The organism is Nitratireductor aquibiodomus (genome assembly GCF_900105565.1).
GTDB classification, from domain to species: Bacteria; Pseudomonadota; Alphaproteobacteria; order Rhizobiales; family Rhizobiaceae; genus Nitratireductor; species Nitratireductor aquibiodomus.
The window spans coordinates 1,894,291-1,912,706 of the sequence record NZ_FNSL01000001.1 but is presented as its reverse complement, the minus strand read 5'-3'; the positions used below and the strand labels follow the sequence as shown (position 1 = coordinate 1,912,706).

19 protein-coding genes are annotated in these 18,416 nt (G+C 62.5%); 15 read left to right on the top strand and 4 right to left on the bottom strand.

Annotation, left to right across the window (positions count from 1 at the left end; all coding sequences use genetic code 11):
* Window positions 1-201: 201 nt before the first annotated feature.
* The 3 genes from BLW55_RS09060 to rcdA all read left to right on the top strand — a co-directional run bounded on the left by BLW55_RS09060 (window position 202) and on the right by rcdA (window position 3,551).
* A complete protein-coding gene (locus tag BLW55_RS09060) occupies window positions 202-975 on the top strand; it encodes a sulfite exporter TauE/SafE family protein (RefSeq protein WP_007007079.1) in 774 nt (257 codons plus the stop codon).
* Between the two features lie 45 nt (window positions 976-1,020).
* Window positions 1,021-2,673: an acyl-CoA synthetase gene (locus BLW55_RS09055; protein WP_090328430.1), complete on the top strand. Its 1,653-nt coding sequence runs from the start codon at window positions 1,021-1,023 to the stop codon at window positions 2,671-2,673.
* A gap of 344 nt (window positions 2,674-3,017) precedes the next feature.
* A complete protein-coding gene (gene rcdA / locus BLW55_RS09050) occupies window positions 3,018-3,551 on the top strand; it encodes a protease adaptor protein RcdA (RefSeq protein ID WP_090328427.1) in 534 nt (177 codons plus the stop codon).
* On the opposite strand, the gene BLW55_RS09045 is transcribed toward rcdA, so the two are convergent.
* Window positions 3,517-4,368, bottom strand: coding sequence for a sulfite exporter TauE/SafE family protein (locus tag BLW55_RS09045; protein ID WP_244439605.1), 852 nt, complete (start codon window positions 4,366-4,368; stop codon window positions 3,517-3,519). The genes rcdA and BLW55_RS09045 overlap by 35 nt on opposite strands.
* A gap of 28 nt (window positions 4,369-4,396) precedes the next feature.
* On the opposite strand from BLW55_RS09045, the gene ruvC reads away from it, so the two are divergent.
* The 9 genes from ruvC (at window position 4,397) to pal (ending at window position 11,689) form a co-directional block, all read left to right on the top strand.
* Entirely contained in the window at window positions 4,397-4,912 is a 516-nt protein-coding gene (gene ruvC, locus BLW55_RS09040; RefSeq protein ID WP_007007075.1) for a crossover junction endodeoxyribonuclease RuvC, read from the top strand.
* Window positions 4,909-5,529: a Holliday junction branch migration protein RuvA gene (gene ruvA, locus BLW55_RS09035; RefSeq protein WP_090328424.1), complete on the top strand. Its 621-nt coding sequence runs from the start codon at window positions 4,909-4,911 to the stop codon at window positions 5,527-5,529. Before ruvC ends, ruvA begins: the two co-directional genes overlap by 4 nt.
* 55 nt (window positions 5,530-5,584) lie before the next feature.
* Window positions 5,585-6,631, top strand: a complete 1,047-nt coding sequence (gene ruvB, locus BLW55_RS09030; protein WP_007007073.1) for a Holliday junction branch migration DNA helicase RuvB — start codon at window positions 5,585-5,587, stop codon at window positions 6,629-6,631.
* Entirely contained in the window at window positions 6,628-7,095 is a 468-nt protein-coding gene (ybgC, locus tag BLW55_RS09025; protein ID WP_007007072.1) for a tol-pal system-associated acyl-CoA thioesterase, read from the top strand. Before ruvB ends, ybgC begins: the two co-directional genes overlap by 4 nt.
* Window positions 7,096-7,377: 282 nt before the next feature.
* Complete coding sequence (gene tolQ, locus BLW55_RS09020; protein WP_007007071.1) at window positions 7,378-8,091, top strand: protein TolQ; 714 nt, start codon at window positions 7,378-7,380, stop codon at window positions 8,089-8,091.
* A 9-nt stretch (window positions 8,092-8,100) separates the two neighbouring features.
* Window positions 8,101-8,556, top strand: a complete 456-nt coding sequence (tolR, locus tag BLW55_RS09015) for a protein TolR (protein ID WP_007007070.1) — start codon at window positions 8,101-8,103, stop codon at window positions 8,554-8,556.
* A 4-nt stretch (window positions 8,557-8,560) separates the two neighbouring features.
* Complete coding sequence (locus tag BLW55_RS09010; RefSeq protein ID WP_025029154.1) at window positions 8,561-9,625, top strand: hypothetical protein; 1,065 nt, start codon at window positions 8,561-8,563, stop codon at window positions 9,623-9,625.
* A gap of 70 nt (window positions 9,626-9,695) precedes the next feature.
* Window positions 9,696-11,003 carry a Tol-Pal system beta propeller repeat protein TolB gene (gene tolB, locus BLW55_RS09005; protein WP_244423305.1) on the top strand — a complete coding sequence of 436 codons (1,308 nt, stop codon included), beginning with the start codon at window positions 9,696-9,698 and terminating at the stop codon, window positions 11,001-11,003.
* Between the two features lie 182 nt (window positions 11,004-11,185).
* On the top strand, window positions 11,186-11,689 hold the full coding sequence (pal, locus tag BLW55_RS09000; protein ID WP_007007067.1) for a peptidoglycan-associated lipoprotein Pal: 504 nt from the start codon (window positions 11,186-11,188) through the stop codon (window positions 11,687-11,689).
* A gap of 75 nt (window positions 11,690-11,764) precedes the next feature.
* Here pal and rpe read toward each other — a convergent pair whose 3' ends face one another.
* The 3 genes from rpe to BLW55_RS08985 form a co-directional block, all read right to left on the bottom strand.
* Window positions 11,765-12,436, bottom strand: coding sequence for a ribulose-phosphate 3-epimerase (rpe, locus tag BLW55_RS08995; RefSeq protein ID WP_090328422.1), 672 nt, complete (start codon window positions 12,434-12,436; stop codon window positions 11,765-11,767).
* Window positions 12,437-12,501: 65 nt separating this feature from the next.
* Window positions 12,502-13,200, bottom strand: a complete 699-nt coding sequence (locus BLW55_RS08990; RefSeq protein ID WP_007007065.1) for a histidine utilization transcriptional repressor HutC — start codon at window positions 13,198-13,200, stop codon at window positions 12,502-12,504.
* Window positions 13,197-14,567: a formimidoylglutamate deiminase gene (locus tag BLW55_RS08985; protein ID WP_090328419.1), complete on the bottom strand. Its 1,371-nt coding sequence runs from the start codon at window positions 14,565-14,567 to the stop codon at window positions 13,197-13,199. Before BLW55_RS08985 ends, BLW55_RS08990 begins: the two co-directional genes overlap by 4 nt.
* Before the next feature lie 121 nt (window positions 14,568-14,688).
* Here BLW55_RS08985 and hutI point away from each other — a divergent pair, with 121 nt between their 5' ends.
* The 3 genes from hutI to hutG all read left to right on the top strand — a co-directional run bounded on the left by hutI (window position 14,689) and on the right by hutG (window position 18,414).
* Window positions 14,689-15,897, top strand: coding sequence for an imidazolonepropionase (hutI, locus tag BLW55_RS08980; RefSeq protein WP_090328416.1), 1,209 nt, complete (start codon window positions 14,689-14,691; stop codon window positions 15,895-15,897).
* Entirely contained in the window at window positions 15,894-17,435 is a 1,542-nt protein-coding gene (gene hutH, locus BLW55_RS08975; protein WP_090328413.1) for a histidine ammonia-lyase, read from the top strand. The genes hutI and hutH overlap by 4 nt, the downstream gene beginning before the upstream one ends.
* 175 nt (window positions 17,436-17,610) lie before the next feature.
* Entirely contained in the window at window positions 17,611-18,414 is an 804-nt protein-coding gene (gene hutG / locus BLW55_RS08965) for an N-formylglutamate deformylase (protein ID WP_090328408.1), read from the top strand.
* Window positions 18,415-18,416: the final 2 nt, after the last annotated feature.

The following is an 18,416-nucleotide window of genomic DNA, read 5'->3' as shown; positions in this document are numbered from 1 at the left end:
AGGCTCCGTCTCACTGTCGTACGCAGGTCCGCGCTAAACCGGTCTGAACCGTTTCTTGCCCGTCAATTTGGTTTGAATGCGGCATAGACGACGAGCGGGGTGAACGACAAGGAAAATTGAAGCACTTCCGGTGACTCTCGCCAAATCCGGGCAGGGGGGCTATGAGAGTCGGGCCCGACAATCGGGGCGCAGACGAGTTTCATGAACGCACTTCTTTCCGATCCGGCATTCTATTTCGCAGCGGTTCCCGCCGTCATTCTCGTGGGGCTTTCAAAGGGCGGTTTCGGCGGGGCTATGGCCCTGCTTGGCGTGCCAATGCTTTCGCTTGTCGTCTCCCCGGTGCAGGCCGCGGCCATCCTGCTGCCGATCCTGATCGTCATGGATGTGGTTTCGCTGTGGGCCTGGCGCGGGTTCATGGATCGCAGAACGCTCTCGATCATGCTGCCCGGTGCGTTTTTGGGTATTGCCATCGGGTGGGCGACCGCGGCGGTTGTGACGGAAGGGCATGTGCGCCTGATCGTCGGCTTCGTTACACTCGCCTTTTTCCTGCGGTGGGTTTTCGAGAAGGTGGCAGGGCGTGCGCACATCGCCAACCAGAGCCGTTCACGCGGTACGTTCTGGGGTGGCGTGGCGGGTTTCACGAGTTTTGTTGCCCATGCGGGCGGGCCGCCCTATCAGGTCTATGCGCTGCCGCTCGGGCACGATCCGCGCGTCTACACGGGGACGAGCGTTGTGTTCTTCGCCATCGTAAACGCGGTGAAGCTCATTCCCTATTTCGCGCTCGGTCAGTTCGACCGCTCGAACCTGACGGCGTCGCTGATCCTGATCCCGCTCGCGCCGCTTGCCACCCTTGCCGGCGTGTGGGTGGTCAAACGCATGAAGCCGGCTGTGTTCTATCCCTTCATGTATGTGATGGTGCTGATCGTTTCCCTGAAGCTCATCCATGACGGCCTGTCCGACCTAATGGGGTGGTGACGGCATCGGAAGCCTGTGCTTAATAAGCAAAAACACTGCGGGAGGATGTTTGTGACCGGGAACGCTTTTGATCGGGATCTCGACAGGAATCCCGCTAACTTTCAGCCTTTGACACCACTTGTGCTTCTGGAACGCGCCGCAAAAGTCTTTCCCAACGAGGTGGCGATCATCCATGGCGGCCAGCGGGTGACCTACGCGACGTTCTGGGAGCGTTCGCTGAAGCTGGCCTCAGCGCTTGTCCGCTATGGCATCGGCAAGGGCGACACGGTTTCCGTCATGCTGTCCAACACGCCGCCCATGCTGGAGGCGCATCACGGCGTGCCGATGACGAATGCGGTGCTGCATTCGCTCAACACGCGGCTGGATGCGGCGATCATCGCCTTTCAGCTCGACCATGCGGAGAGCAGGGTGGTCATTGTCGACCGGGAGTTCTCCGATGTGATGAAGGAGGCGCTGGCGCTGGCGCAGGTCAAGCCGCTGGTGATCGACTATGACGATCCCGAATTTGGCGAGGATGCACCCTATCCGAAGGGTGAGCGCATCGGCAGTGTGGACTATGAAGCGTTCGTGGCATCGGGGGATGCCGGCTTCACCTGGTCCATGCCGGATGACGAATGGGACGCGATTGCGCTGAATTATACCTCGGGCACGACCGGCAACCCAAAGGGCGTTGTCTATCACCATCGCGGGGCCGCGCTCATGGCCTATGCCAACACGGTGCATGCCGGGCTCTCGCGGGGGGCGGTCTATCTGTGGACCCTGCCGATGTTCCACTGCAATGGCTGGTGCTTTCCGTGGACGCTGGCGCTGACGGCGGGCACTCATGTGTGCCTGCGCTGGGTACGGGCAAAGCCCATGTATGACGCAATCGCGGAGCATGGCGTAACGCATCTGTGCGGTGCACCGGTGGTGATGTCGGCACTGCTCAACGCTCCTGAGGCCGAGAAGCGGGATTTTTCGCACACGGTGACCTTCAACACGGCGGCGGCACCGCCGCCCGAGAGCGTGCTTTCGGCCATGGCCGAGGCGGGGTTCACGGTGACCCATCTCTACGGGCTGACGGAAACCTATGGGCCTGCGGTGGTGAACGAGTGGAAAGGCGAGTGGGACGCGCTCGACGGAGCGGGGCAGGCGGCGCGCAAGGCGCGGCAGGGCGTGCGCTATGCGGCGCTCGAGGGGCTGACCGTGATGGACCCGGAAACAATGACCGAGACGCCGCCCGATGGTGAGACCATCGGCGAGGTGATGTTTCGCGGCAACATCGTCATGAAGGGGTATCTCAAGAACAGAAAAGCGACGGACGAGGCGTTTGCCGGGGGCTGGTTCCATTCGGGCGATCTCGGCGTGATGCATCCGGATGGTTATATCCAGCTCAAGGACCGATCCAAGGACATCATCATCTCCGGCGGCGAGAACATTTCCTCGATCGAGGTGGAGGATGCGCTCTATCGGCATCCTGCCATCGCGGCATGCGGGGTGGTGGCCAAAGCGGATGAGAAATGGGGCGAGACGCCGGTGGCCTTCGTGGAGCTGAAACCGGGGCGGGACGCCAGCGCGGAGGAGATCATCGCGCACTGCCGGTCGCTTCTGGCGCATTTCAAATGTCCGAAAACGGTGGTTTTCTCCGAAATTCCCAAGACGTCTACGGGAAAAATCCAGAAGTTTCGCCTGCGGGAGCAGGCCCGGGAATTGTCCTGAACCGGGCAGTGTTGATCTGCATTCGATTCAAGAATTGGCGGGGCTGTTAACCGTCCATTAAGCTTTACATGCGTTTACTGTGTGTATCCAGTGATCTGGATTCTTACCGAGTGGCTGGAGCCATTCTGTTTGACGCCTCCCTGTTTAAACTCCTGAGAGCCGCCTTTGCGGCTCTTTTTTTGTCCAAATTGAGTATTAACCCTTTGTTAAGGAAGAACTTGCCAACAGCTGTGCACAAGCCCATCCTTGAGTGACGTGCCGGCATTGAGAGTCAGGCGCACTTGTGATTGAACGCATCAACCGGCGGTGGCCGGAAAAATTGTATCTGGTGGGGCGTAGGCACAATGATTGAAAACGGGAACGGTCGCGCGACCACGATCAAGCTGGCCGAGCATCGCGTGTTCTCGGATTCCTTCAAGCCTCTTTACAATCAGGGTATGAGCCTGGTCGAAGAGGCGGCGGAGTATCTGGACGGAGACGGGCGTGCGGAAGCGAAACACCTGACCCGGGCCGGGGCTGCACTCTACGCCGCCGAATCCATGCGCCTGACGACACGCCTCATGCAGCTCGCATCCTGGCTGCTCCTTCAGCGCGCGGCCAACTCCGGCGAGATGACCCGTGAGCAGGTGGCGGCAGAGAAATCCAAGGTGCGTCTCGATACGCACTCACCACAAGAACAGGCACAGGGCTGGTCCGACCTTCCCGAGAAATTCCAGAGTCTCGTGGTGCGCTCGATGCGTCTTCAGGATCTGGTGCGGCGCATGGATGAAGAAATCTACGGTGGTGCCCCGGCGCGGGCGGAAGAAGCCGAGCTTTTCGGCAACAATCCAGTCTATGAGCAGATCACTCTCCTGAAAACAGCATTCGGCCACCGCTGAACAGCCAGTCGAACACGATCTCTGTGAGCGGCAGCGCAATCAGCGCCGAGGCGATGATGAGCGTGAAGGCGAGGCGGCGATAGGTCGTGTCGCTGGCGATGCCATAGAGCCTGCCGCCAACGAGCAGGCTGAGCATGTAGGGCGGGATCATCAGGAGCCCCAGCATGACGCGTGAATGCTCGAACAGGCCGGCCGCCCACAGATTGCCGGCGGAGAAGATCTCTGAAATCAGGAAAAGCGTCATCAGATTGGCGCGCACAACCGCGACCGGCAGCGTTGACGCCATCCAGTATATGATGACGGGCGGGCCGGGAATGGCGGCGATGCCTGACAGGGTTCCGGCAATGCTGCCAATGCCGAAAGAGAGGGGAAGGCTGCGCGGCCCGTGATAGCGCCAGCCGCTGCGCAGGGTAAGCGCGCAGGCAAGGATGATCACGCAGATGACCCAGCGCAACACGGTCTCGTCTCCGTTTTTCAGGATGTAGACGCCGAGCGGCACGAACAGCGCCAGGCCGGCAAGCACCGGCAGAACCTCGCGCCAGCGGGCAAGTTTTACGACGGGAAGCGCTACCGGCAGGGTGGGCAGCGAATCGATGATGACGAGCAGGACGACCGCCGTCACGGGGTCGTAGAGCGCTCCGGCGATCGGGGCGACGATCAGGCCGGTGCCGAAACCCGAAAGCCCGCGCACAACGCCAGCCGCCAGCACGGTGGCGATCAGAAGGGCGAGACTGAGGTCGAATTCGGGCAGACTTCCATCTCCTGAAAAGGGCGCTGGCGAGCCCGCTTCTTCGCTCGTGCTGCTTGTGCGTGGCAATGGGCCTGCCCACGGCTATGTTAGTGCCATGAACACACCGATTCGAATTCTCGGCATCGATCCCGGGCTCCGGCGCACAGGCTGGGCCATCATCGATGCGCAGGGCAACTCCCTGCGCTTTGTGGGTGCTGGCACCGTGACGTCCGACGGCAAGGCCGATCTGGCCTCCAGACTGTGCCAGCTGCATGACGGGCTCGATGCCATTCTGCATGACCATCGACCGGATGAAGCGGCGGTGGAGGCGACCTTCGTCAACAAGGATGCCTCGGCGACGCTGAAGCTCGGCCAGGCGCGGGGCATCGCCATGCTGGTGCCGGCGCGGGCCGGTCTTCCGGTGGCCGAATATGCGCCCAATGCGGTGAAGAAAACCGTGATCGGGGTCGGTCACGGCGACAAGAAACAGATTCACATGATGGTGAAGGTGCTGATGCCGAAGGCGCGGTTTGACACGGATGACGCGGCGGATGCGATCGCCATCGCCATCTGTCATGCCCATCACAGGCAATCCGCCACCTCCCGACTGGCCATGGAAGCACTGAAATGATCGGAAAACTGAAGGGCATCATCGACGAGATCGCCGAAGATCACTGCATCATCGATGTGGGGGGCGTCGGGTATGTCGCCTATTGTCCGGCGCGGACGCTGGCAGCACTCGACGGTGAGGGGACGGCTGTGACGCTGTTCATCGAGACCTATGTGCGCGAGGACATGATCCGGCTTTACGGCTTTCGCAGCGCGCTGGAGCGCGAATGGTTCCGCCTTTTGCAGAACAATGTGCAGGGCGTGGGGTCCAAGGTGGCGCTTTCAGTGCTTTCGACACTTTCGGCTTCGGAACTGGCCAATGCGATTGCGCTGAAGGATGCGGCGACCGTGGCGCGTGCGCCGGGCGTGGGCAAGAAGGTTGCCGAGCGCATCGTCACCGAACTGAAGAGCAAGGCGCCTGCCTATGCCGGAGAGGCAACCGGCACGATCGGCCTGAAGCAGGAACTGGGTGAGGGGGCTGCGCCGGCACCGGTGTCCGACGCGGTATCGGCGCTCTCAAATCTCGGCTATTCGCGCGACGTGGCGGCGAATGCCGTCGCTGCCGCAATGAAGGCAGCGGGCGAGGGCGCGGATGCGGGCACGCTGATCAGGCTTGGCCTGAAGGAACTGGCGCGCTAGTCAGGGCCATGAGCGCGCTGTTTGCGCTGTATGATTGTGAAATGGAAGTCTGCGGATGACGGATGGCGACAGGCTGATTGCAGCCGACAAGCGCGGTGAGGACCTGGACTCGACGATGCGTCCGCAGTCGCTGGACGATTTCGTCGGGCAGAAAGCGGCGCGCGCCAATCTGAAAGTTTTCATTGAAGCTGCGCGTGGACGCGGCGAGGCGCTGGACCATGTGCTTTTTGTCGGGCCGCCCGGCCTTGGCAAGACCACGCTGGCGCAGATCATGGCGCGCGAGCTGGGGGTGAATTTCCGTTCCACCTCTGGCCCGGTGATCGCAAAGGCGGGTGATCTGGCGGCGCTTTTGACCAATCTCGAAGAGCGCGATGTGCTCTTCATCGATGAAATCCACCGGCTGAACCCGGCGGTGGAGGAAATTCTCTATCCAGCCATGGAGGATTTTCAGCTCGACCTGATCATCGGCGAGGGGCCGGCCGCGCGCTCGGTGAAGATCGATCTTGCCAAGTTCACGCTGGTGGCGGCGACGACGCGGCTTGGCCTTCTGACGACGCCGCTGCGCGACCGTTTCGGCATTCCCGTGCGGCTCGATTTCTACACGGTCGATGAACTGCAATCGATCGTTACGCGCGGTTCGCGCATTCTCGGGCTGCCGCTTGCGAATGACGGAGCGGAGGAAATCGCACGCCGGGCGCGGGGCACGCCACGCATTGCCGGGCGCCTTTTGCGCCGGGTGCGGGATTTCGCCACTGTGGCGGGCGCAAGCGAGGTGACGCGCAAGGTTGCCGACGAGGCGCTTTCGCGGCTTGAAGTGGATGCGCTTGGCCTCGATCAGCTCGACCGGCGCTACCTCACCATGATTGTGGAGAATTTCGGCGGCGGGCCGGTGGGCATCGAGACGATAGCGGCAGCACTTTCTGAACCGCGCGACGCCATAGAGGACATCATCGAGCCCTATCTGATCCAGCAGGGCTTCATCCAGCGCACCCCGCGCGGGCGCGTGCTCGCCGCCAGGGCATGGCGCCACATGGGGCTTCAGCCGCCGAAGGAATTGGCGGAAGCGCAGATCAGCCTGTTTCAGCAGGGGGATGGGGAATGAACGCCGGCTCGGGCGAAGACCTGACGGTCGGGCTTTCGGGTGAGCTGACCGATTTCGGGCATCGGCTCGTGGCGCGGGTCTATTTCGCAGATACGGATTTCACCGGCGTAGTCTATCACGCACGCTATCTGGAGTTTCTGGAGCGGGGACGCTCGGATTTCCTGCGGCTGGCCGGTGTGCATCATACCGAACTGGCCGATGGGAAGCATGGCGAGGTGCTTTCCTGGGTCGTACGGCGGATGGAGATCGATTTTCGCCAGCCCGCCCGTGTTGACGACATCGTGACGGTGGAGACACGCACCGAGGCAATCTCCGGCGCACGCATTCACATGGCGCAGCGGCTTCTGCGCGGCGAGAACGTGCTGGTGGAGGCAAAAGTCGAAGCGGCCATCATCGGCGCATCGGGACGACCGCGGCGGTTTCCGAAAGAGTGGATCGCGGCGTTCAAGCCGAAGGACAGGTGAAACACATTTCGTGATTGCAGGCGCTTTTGCACATCTCGTCCGCGGGATGCCTGCGCGCGAGAACATCTCCTAACGCTTAATTAACCATAACGGTTCATGAAGAAAACCATGAAATCCGTAGCGAATCCGTGCGCCTTCCTTTCACCAAATTTTACCGGATAAAGGGGCGTTGAAGCATCTCGCGGGGACGCCTCGGATCGGACGCAGGCAACGGCACGCAAGCAGGGGCGCGGCCGAGACCGAGATGTACGCCCCGCCCTGATCTTAAGAGGATGTTGATCCATGGAAAGTGTTACGCTCGCCGCACCGGGTGGGGAGTTGTCGATCTGGGCTTTGTTCTGGCAGGCAGGCTGGGTGGTCAAGCTGGTCATGATCGGCCTGCTTGTCGCATCGGTCTGGACCTGGGCGATCATCGTTGACAAGCTAATTGCCTATGCTCGCATGCGCACGGCCCTCAACCGCTTTGAAAAGACTTTCTGGTCGGGCCAGTCGCTTGAGGAACTCTACCGTGCGCTTTCGGACCGCAAGACCACCGGCATGGGCTCAATCTTCGTGGCCGCCATGCGCGAGTGGAAGAAGAGTTTTGAGAAAGGCGCGCGCTCGCCCATCGGCCTGCAGACGCGCATCGACAAGGCAATGGACCTGGCGCTCACGCGTGAGATGGAGCGGCTTGAGAGCCGGCTCGGCTTCCTTGCCTCCATCGGCTCGGCGGCCCCTTTCATCGGTCTGTTTGGCACGGTGGTCGGTATCATGACCTCATTCCAGGCGATTGCCGGTTCCAAGTCCACCAATCTGGCGGTTGTGGCACCAGGTATCGCCGAGGCTCTGCTGGCCACGGCCATAGGTCTTCTGGCCGCCATTCCCGCGGTTATCGCCTACAACAAGCTGTCATCCGACGCGGGCAAGCTCGCCGGACGGATGGAAGGCTTTGCGGACGAATTTTCGACCATTCTCTCGCGGCAGATCGACGAGAAGGTCGCCGCGAAGGCGGCTTAGGAGCGCACAATGGGTATGTCAGTCGGATCGGCGGGCGGAAGAAACGGACGGCGGCGTGGCCGCCGGGGCTCGCGCTCGGGTCTGATCTCCGAGATCAACGTGACGCCTTTCGTGGACGTGATGCTGGTGCTGCTCATCATCTTTATGGTGGCTGCACCGCTTCTGACGGTGGGCGTGCCGATCGATCTTCCGGAGACGCAGGCCAAGGCGCTGAACTCGGAGACACAGCCAATCACGGTTTCGGTCAACAATGAGGGCCAGATCTATCTGCAGGAGACAGAGGTGCCGATCGAAGAAGTGGTGCCGAAGCTGCAGGCGATTGCGCGCTCGGGCTATGACGAGCGCATCTATGTGCGCGGCGACCGCGCGGCCGACTACGGCACGGTGATGCGCGTGATGGCGCGCATCTCGGCTGCCGGATATCGCAATCTCGGCCTGGTCACGCTGCAGGAAGAAGGCAATTGACCAAATGAAGGCGGGTCTCGTTACATCGGTGACCATGCATGCGGCGCTGCTGGGTTTCGGCCTGTTCTCGCTGTCGGCGCCGCGCGCCTTTGAGGTGGCGGATGTCGAAGCGCTGCCCGTTGACATCATCCCGATCGAATCGATGACGCAGGTGCAGGAGGGCGACAAGAAGGCGGCGCTCTCCGAGAAACCGGCGCCGACACCGACCAAGCGTCCGGATCCGGTGGAGAACGCGCAGAACACGGGCGACAATGATGTCGACCTGAAAACGCCGCCGACACCCGAACCGCGCAACCGCGAGGTGGAGAAGACGGCGGAGCCGCCGCCTGCACCGAAACCGACGCCCAAGCCGGAACCGAAGCCCGAGCCGGAACAACAGCAGGCGGCAGCCGAACCGACGCCGGTGCCCGCGACGGAAGTGCGGCCGGAGCCTCAGCCCAAGCAGGAGGTGAAGCCGGACCCCGCTCCTGAAGAGACGGTGGTGGCGGAAGCACCTGAAGCGACCGAGAGCGTTGCGCTGCCAAACAGCGCGCCTGTGCCGCAGTCGCGGCCACAGCCGCCGAAGGCAAGCACGGCCAAGGCGCCTGAACGGAAGGATGCGGACAAGCCGGCACAGAAGACCGCTTCGAAGCCGAAATCGCAGAACTCCGACGAGCTGTTTGACGAGGTGGCAGCACTCCTGAACAAGGACAAGGCCTCCGGCGGGGGTGCGAAACGCTCTCAGGAACAGGCATCGCTTGGCGGCAGCCGCAGCACGCCGGGCGAGAAGCTTTCACAGAGTGAAATGGATGCGCTGCGTGGCCAGATCCAGCGCTGCTGGAACGTGCCCGCCGGCGCGCTGGATGCCGAGAACCTGAAAGTCTCCGTCCAGATGAGGCTCGACCCAAGCGGGAACATCGAGGGCAGCCCGCGCATTATTGCCGGCGGCAACGGCAACATGGTTGAACGCGCAGCCGCGGAATCCGCACGGCGCGCCGTTCTGCAGTGCGCGCCCTACAATCTGCCGGCAGCGAAATACGATACCTGGTCCGAAGTCATCGTCCACTTCGATCCAAGCGACATGTTTTAACCAGAGCACCATCCATAAGGCGATGGGGGCTTGAGCCTAACCAAAGCGGGAGAGGCAGGAGCAAATGCAGATGATCATGAGAGCGACCTTCCTGATTGCGACGCTGGTCGCCGGGCTTGGCGTTGCGGTGCTGCCGGCACGAGCAGTGGTCGAGATCGACATCAATAAGGGCGTGGTCGAGCCGCTGCCCATCGCCATCACGGAGTTTATCTCCGCCGATGGAAAAGGAGCGGAGATCGCCAGTGTCGTTGAAGCCGATCTGCGGCGATCGGGCCTGTTCGCGCCCATCGAGAAGGGAGCCTTCATCGAGAAGATCTCCAATCCGGATGCGGCACCGCGCTTTCAGGACTGGACGGTGATCAATGCGCAGGCGCTGGTCACCGGCAAGGTCTCCGAGACCCCCGACGGGCGGTTGCGGGCCGAATTCCGGCTTTGGGACACCTATGCGGGGCAGCAGCTTATCGGTGAGCAGTTCTTCACCAGCAAGGACAAATGGCGGCGCGTGGCCCACATCATCGCCGACGCCATCTATCAGCGCCTGACCGGTGAAACCGGGTATTTCGACACGCGGATCGTGTATGTCGACGAGTCGGGCCCGCGCAACAATCGCGTGAAGCGGCTTGCGATCATGGACCAGGACGGGGCGAACCAGCGCTTCCTGACCGACGGGCGCGCAATCGTCCTGACGCCGCGTTTTTCGCCGACGCGCCAGGAAATCACTTACATGTCCTATGAGGGCGGTCAGCCGCAGGTCTATCTTCTGCAGCTCGAGACCGGTCAGCGCGAGCTTGTCGGCAATTTCCCCGGCATGACCTTTGCGCCGCGCTTTTCGCCCAACGGTCAGCAGATCGTGATGAGCCTTCTGCGCGACGACGGCAATTCGAACATCTTTGCGATGGACCTGAGAAGCCGCAACACGACGCGCCTGACGACCTCCAATGCCATCGACACATCGCCTTCCTATTCGCCGGACGGCTCGCAGATCGTGTTCACTTCCGACCGTGGTGGGCGTGCGCAGATCTATGTGATGAGCGCCAGCGGCGGCGACCCGAAGCGTATCTCCTTCGGTGATGGCACCTATTCGACGCCGGTCTGGTCGCCGCGCGGCGACCTGATCGCCTTCACCAAGCAGACCCGCGGTGAGTTTCAGATCGGTGTCATGCGCACGGATGGCTCCGGCGAGCGTATTCTCTCGTCCGGCTTCCTGCAGGAGGGACCGACCTGGGCGCCGAACGGTCGCGTGGTCATGTTTTTCCGCCAGCCGGCTGGCTCGGCCGGGCCGCAGCTCTATTCGATCGATCTGACGGGCCGCAACGAGCAGAAAATTCCGACCGCGAACTATGGTTCGGACCCGGCCTGGTCGCCGCTGCTGGAATAGGACTGCGGCGGCTTCTGCCGGATTCGCCGCGTTTCCGCCGTATTTTAAGCTAGTTTGCGCGAAATAACGGTTCTGATTTGCACCGGTAGGGGTTTGTTAACCGCGTTTCTTGAGGGGTCCTTAACGGCAACGTGGTTACTGATCGTTGAACAAAATATCTCTAATCTGAAGGAGAGGTGGCAATGCTGTCGATTGCAGCTATCGCCAAAAACCCGGTTGGCATCGCCCTGGTGGCGGCCCTTGCCCTGGCCGGTTGTGCTAACAAACAGGTTCCCAACAATGCGGCTGATATCGGCCTTGGCGGTGCCGGTGGTCCTCCCGGATCGCAGCAGGAGTTCACCGTCAGCGTCGGTGACCGGATTTTCTTCGATCTCGATTCGTCGGTGATCCGCGCCGATGCGCAGCAGGTGCTGACGCGCCAGGCGCAGTGGCTGAACAAATACACCAGCTATTCGATCACCGTCGAAGGCCATGCGGACGAACGCGGCACCCGTGAGTACAACCTCGCGCTCGGTGCGCGCCGTGCGGCTTCTGCGCGCGACTTCCTGGTGGCACGCGGTGTTGCGGCCAACCGCATTCGCACCATCTCCTACGGCAAGGAGCGTCCGGTCGCGACCTGCGACGACATCTCCTGCTGGTCGCAGAACCGCCGTGCGGTCACGGTGCTGAACGGCGGCAGCAGCTAAGCGCTTACGCCTGAAACGACAAAAGCCGCGCCGGACCTTGTCCGCGCGGCTTTTTTGTTGCGACAGATCGGGCTGTCAGCCGTTGGCGGCGTCGCGGATCGCCGCGATGTTTTTCGCGTAGGCTCCTTCGCCTTCGCCCTTGAAGACGGCGGAGCCAGCGACCAGGACATTGGCGCCAGCGGCGGTCAACGCACCGGCATTGGCGGGCGAGACGCCGCCATCGATCTCGATATCAATGGGCCGGTCGCCGATCATAGCCTTGATGCGGCGCACCTTCTCGACCACGGATGGGATGAAGGCCTGTCCGCCGAAGCCTGGATTGACGGTCATCAGAAGCACGAGATCGAGCTCGTCGAGCACGTATTCGATGACGCTTTCAGGCGTGGACGGGTTGAGCGAAACGCCGGCCTTCCTGCCGAGGTTTCGGATCGTCTGAAGCGACCGGTGGAGATGCGGACCGGCTTCGGCGTGAACGGTGATGATGTCGCATCCGGCATCGGCGAAGGCGGCGAGATAGGGATCGGCCGGGGTGATCATCAGGTGGCAGTCGAACACCTTGTCGGTGCGGTCGCGGATTGCCTTGATAATGGGCGGGCCGAAGGTGATGTTGGGCACGAAATGGCCATCCATCACATCGAGGTGAATCCAGTCAGCGCCTGCTTTGGCGACGGTTTCGACTTCCTCGCCGAGGCGTGAGAAATCTGAAGCGAGAATGGAAGGGGCGATGAGCGTGTTGCGCGCGGTCATGGCAGTTTCCCGGAACGATGAGACTGGCCTGCCCTAACGCCTCCACCCCGGCTTGTCGAGGTGCCTCACAGATGTGTCACCATCCGATGCGAGGACGGGTGGACGAGGTGAGCAAGCGTGATCGGCTGACCCTTCATCCAGGTGATGCGCTCGCCGATGAAGACCGGATCGCCTTCGCGGACCTGCAGTAGCGAGGCTTCGTCGGCGCTGGCGGCACCGGCCATGAACGTAAACTCCGCGTTGGAGAACGGGGCATGCCCGACGAGCCATTCGTTCGGACCCATCGATTTGAAGTCGGCCCTGCGCGCGTCGGGGACGGTGTTCAGGTTGATCCAGCGGTCTTCATACTGATACGGCACGCGGTCTGCCAGATGCAGGCAGCGCACATGCAGCATGCCCGATTTCGAGAGCAGGCTGAGACGCGCGCAGATGACTTCCGGCGCGTCGGTCTCCTCAGCACTCAGAAGGCGATACTGGTATTCGGAGCCCCGCCCTTCGATCTCCTGGCGGATGCGCGGAATGACGAAGCGGGCCTCACGCACGGGATGAAGCGCGACCCGTGTGCCGGCGCGGCGCTTGCGCTCGAGGATGCCGGCACGGGCCAACTCCTGCAGGGCACGGTTGACCGTGGCACGGGCAGCGCCGAACTCCTCCGCCAGCGCCTCCTCGCCGGGTATGAGCGTTCCCGGCAGCCAGATTCTCTCGGCGATACGGCGGGAGAGCTCGTCGCGGATGGTGCGGAATGAGGCGCGTTGGCTGGTCACAGATGCTCCACCAGTTTCCGGATCGTCTGCGCGTAGCGTGCAGCGATCGCTTCATGTTCGATATGACGGCCTTCGCGGACACAATGGCGTCCCGCAGACCAGACATCCTGTACGGCTCCATTGTCGCCGGTAAAGAGCCACGCGTCCAATGGACCATCGTCGTATGCTGCGCCTGCGAATTCAGTTTGGTCAATGGCGACCATATCGGCCCAGTGTCCGGGCTGGATCGCACCGGACCTGCGACCAAGCGCCTGTGCGCCACCGGCAAGGGCAGCGTCATAGAGCGTGCGCCCACAGGACTGACCGTGCGCGGCCAGAACAACGCGGGCAGTATCGCGCAGGCGCTGGGAATATTCGAGCTGACGCAACTCTTCTGCGACCGTGATGCGGATATTGGAATCGGAGCCGATGCCGAGCATGCCACCGGCACTCTGGTACTGTGGGCCGTTGAAAATGCCATCACCGAGATTGGCTTCGGTGACCGGGCAAAGGCCGGCAACGGCGCCGGTCTCGGCCAGATTGGCGGTTTCCTCTTCCGTCATGTGAGTGCAATGGATGAGACACCAGCGTTCGTCCACGCGGCAATTGTCGAGCAGCCATTCCACCGGGCGCCGGCCATAGGCTGCGCGCACTTCGTTGATCTCAGGCAACTGCTCGGCGATGTGCATGTGGAGCGGGGCCCGGGGGCGCATGGCCTGTGCTTCGCGGAGATCATCGAGACTGACGGCGCGGAGAGAGTGCGGTGCGACACCCAGATGCGCGTCGGCAGACAGATTGGCCACGCATTCTTCGGCGCGCGAAAGCAACTTCTGGTATCGGTCGAGATCGTTGCCAAACCGCTTCTGACCGCCCTCAAGCGGGCGCTGGTCGACACCTCCATGGCGATAGAGGACGGGCAGGAGCGTGAGGCCGATGCCGGTCTGTTCCGCAGCGCCGGCGATGCGGGCGGACAATTCGCCGACATCGCCATAGGGGGCGCCGCCCGGCTGGTGGTGGACATAATGGAACTCGGCCACGGAGGCAAAGCCTGCTTCCTGCATTTCCATGAAGGCAAAGGCGGCGATGGCCTCGATGTCTTCCGGTGAAAGCAGGTCGAGAAAGCGGTACATGATTTCGCGCCACGTCCAGAAACTGTCGCGCCCGGCAGGCCCGCGCCGCTCCGCAAGGCCAGCCATGGCGCGCTGAAACGTGTGGCTGTGCAGATTGGACATGGCGGGCAGAAGGACGGGCACGCGTACCGTCCTGTCGTTCTCCGGCTGTGTGTCGGAGGCGACGCTGCCGATGCGGCCGGAATCGTCGAGCTTTACAAGCACATCTTTTTGCCAACCATCTGGCGTGAGGGCATTCTGCGCAAAAATGGCTTGCATGGAGTGCTGTTCCTGACTTAATTATGTCTATACATATGTGAATAACACTAGACAAAAAAGCGCGGCTAGGCAATATGCCCTGCAAATATGTCCCGCAGGGGGGCGGAGGAAACTTCCTGTCATGAAGCAGAGTGTCATCAGCGGTATCCGGTTGGCAAGCATGTGTGAGGGCGCTGTGCCCTATGGGCTGGTCGAGGAGGCCGGCATCGCCATTGAGAACGGCGAAATCGTCTGGTCGGGCATGCTGAGCGCCATTCCGGACACGTTTGCCGACTGGGAACGAACCGACTTTGGCGGTCGGCTCGCGACGCCGGCGCTGGTCGATTGCCACACGCATCTGGTGTTTGGCGGCAATCGCGCCAAGGAATTCGAGATGCGCCTTGAGGGCGCGAGCTATGAGGAGGTGGCGCGTGCGGGCGGGGGCATCGTTTCGACCGTTTCGGCAACGCGCGGCATGAACGAAGATGCGCTGGTCGAGGACGCACTGAAGCGCCTCGATGCGCTTCTTGCCGAGGGTGTGGCGACGGTGGAGGTCAAATCCGGCTATGGGCTGACCATTGACGATGAGCTGAAGATGCTGCGCGCCGCGCGGCGTCTGGCATCGCTGCGGCCGGTGCGGATCAAGACGAGCTATCTTGCGGCGCATGCGGTGCCGGTGGAGTATCGCGGACGTGAAGACGCCTATATCGACGAGGTGGTGCTTCCGGGCATGGACGCTGCTCATGCCGAGGGGCTGGTTGATGCGGTTGACGGGTTCTGCGAAGGCATTGCCTTCTCGCCGGCGCAGATCGCGCGCGTGTTCGACAGCGCGCACGAACTCGGCCTGCCGGTGAAGCTGCATGCAGAGCAGCTTTCCGATCTGGGTGGCGCGAAAATGGCGGCCTCCTATGGCGCGCTTTCGGCGGACCATCTCGAATATCTGGACGAGGAAGGCGTTGCAGCGATGGCTGCTTCCGGGACGGTGGCTGTTCTCCTGCCGGGTGCGTTCTACACGCTGCGCGAGACGCAGCATCCGCCGCTTGCGGAGCTGCGCAAACATGGCGTGCGCATTGCGATTGCGACCGACTGCAATCCGGGTTCATCGCCGCTTGCCTCGCTCCTTCTGACCGTGAACATGGCCTGCGCGCTCTTCCGCATGACGCCGGAAGAGGCGCTGGCCGGGGCAACGCGCGAAGGCGCGCGCGCGCTAGGGCTCGCCGACGAGATCGGCACCATAGAAGCCGGCAAGCGCGCCGAGATTGCCATCTGGGATGTGGAGCATCCCGCCGAGCTTGCCTATCGCATCGGCTTCAACCCGCTGCATCGCCTTATTGCAGGAGATTTCGCATGACGCTTGTTCTGACCCCCGGTGCGGTCGCCGTTCAGGATCTGGAGCGCATCTGGCGCGACGGCGTTGCGGTGCGCGTCGATCCGGCCTGTCATGCGGGCATCGAGGCGGCGGCTGCACGCATCGATCAGATCGCACGCGGCAATGAAGCGGTCTATGGCGTGAACACCGGCTTTGGAAAGCTCGCCAGTGTAAGCATCCCGCCACAGGATGTGGAGACGCTGCAACGCAATCTCATCCTCTCGCATTGCTGCGGCGTCGGCGCGCCGCTGGATGAGGCCATCGTGCGGCTTATCATGTCGCTGAAACTGCTCTCGCTGGGGCGGGGCGCTTCCGGCGTGCGCATGGAAGTGGTTACGCTGATCGAGGAGATGCTGGCGCGGGGTGTCCTGCCGGTGATCCCCGAAAAGGGCTCGGTCGGCGCGTCCGGCGATCTTGCGCCGCTTGCGCATATGGCGGCGGCCATGATGGGCGAGGGGGAGGCCTTCTTCGACGGTGAGCGGCTTTCCAGCGGCGAAGCGCTACGCAGGGCGGGGCTAACGCCAGTCGTGCTGAAAGCCAAGGAAGGGCTGGCGCTTATCAACGGCACGCAGGTTTCGACCGCGCTAGCGCTGACCGGGTTGTTCCGGGCGCATCGCGCGGCGCGCTCCGCACTTATAACCGGAGCGCTTTCGACCGATGCGGCGATGGGGTCCTCCGCGCCATTTCATCCTGAAATTCATACGCTGCGCGGACATCAGGGGCAGATCGACACGGCTGCGGCGCTCTGGTCGCTGCTTGAGGGATCGCAAATCCGAGAGAGCCATCTGGAAGGCGATGAGCGAGTGCAGGACCCCTATTGCATCCGCTGCCAGCCGCAGGTGGATGGCGCGTGTCTCGACTTGCTGCGCCAGGCGGCGCGCACGCTGACAATCGAGGCCAACGCGGTGACCGACAATCCTTTGGTGCTGTCGGATGGGACCGTGGTTTCGGGCGGCAATTTCCACGCCGAGCCGGTGGCGCTTGCCGCCGACCAGATCGCGCTTGCCATCTGCGAGATCGGCGCGATTGCGCAGCGACGCATAGCGCTTCTGGTCGATCCGGCGCTTTCGTTCGGCCTGCCGGCGTTTCTGGCGAAAAAGCCGGGGCTGAACTCGGGACTGATGATCGCCGAAGTGACTTCGGCGGCGCTGATGAGCGAAAACAAGCAGATGTCGCATCCCGCTTCCGTGGATTCGACGCCGACTTCCGCCAATCAGGAGGATCATGTGTCCATGGCCTGCCATGGCGCGCGGCGGCTTGTTCCGATGACGGAAAATCTCTTCGGCATTATCGGCATCGAGGCGGTTACGGCGGCGCAGGGCGTGGATTTTCGAAGCCCCTTGAAGACGAGCGCCGCGCTTTCCAGGGCGCATGCGGCGATCCGGCGTGCGGTGCCGGATCTGGAGGAGGACCGTTATCTGGCGCCCGATCTGGAAAATGCCATCGAACTGGTGCGCTCTGGCGACCTGAACGCCAGCATTCCCGAGAACATTCTGCCTGAGTTGAGGAGTGAGCCTTGATGGTGGAGATGGATTCTACTGCGATGGCGCCCGCTCCTCATCCGCCTGTCGGCACCTTCTCCCCGCTCGCGGGGAGAAGCACGAGGGCCGCGATGTTGACGCCCCCCTCTCCCCGCTTGCGGGGAGAGGGTAAGGGTGAGGGGCGGACGCTGACGCCGACGCTGGAGATTTGCGAATGAACCCCGTTGATGTGCACCAGGGCTCCTCGCCCGTCATTCTTGGATTACCGCATACGGGCACGTTCGTGCCGGATGCGATCAAGGCGCGGCTGAACGATCAGGGCCGGCTTTTGACCGATACGGACTGGCATGTGCATCGGCTCTATGACGGCCTGCTCGATGGCGCGACCACGGTGCGGGCGACGTTTCACCGCTATGTGATCGATGCCAACCGCGATCCTTCCGGCGAAAGCCTTTATCCGGGGCAGAACACCACCAGCCTCGTGCCGCTGACGGATTTCGACAATCGGCCGATCTGGCGCGAGGGGGAAGAGCCGACGGCTGAGGATGTTGCCAAGCGGCTTGAAGCGTTTCATGCGCCCTATCATGCCGCGCTCGAGGCCGAGATCGCGCGGGTGAAGGCGCTGCACGGGGTGGCGATCCTCTATGATTGCCATTCCATACGCTCGCATTGCCCGTTTCTGTTCGAGGGGCAGCTTCCGGATTTCAACATCGGCACCAATCACGGTGAGACCTGCGCGGCGGAAATCGAGCGGGCGACGGCGGAGATTTGTGCTGCGGCGGACGGCTACACGAGCGTGCTGAATGGCCGTTTCGTCGGTGGCTGGACCACACGGCACTACGGCAGATCGGAGCGCGGTGAACATGCGATTCAGATGGAACTGGCGCAGATCACGCATCTGACGTGCGAGGCCGTGCCGTTCGACTATGACGAAGACAGGGCGGCGCGTCTGCGGCCGCATCTCAAAACCATTCTGACGCGTCTTGCAGAGATCGCGCCATCCTTGAAAGGGAAATGAAC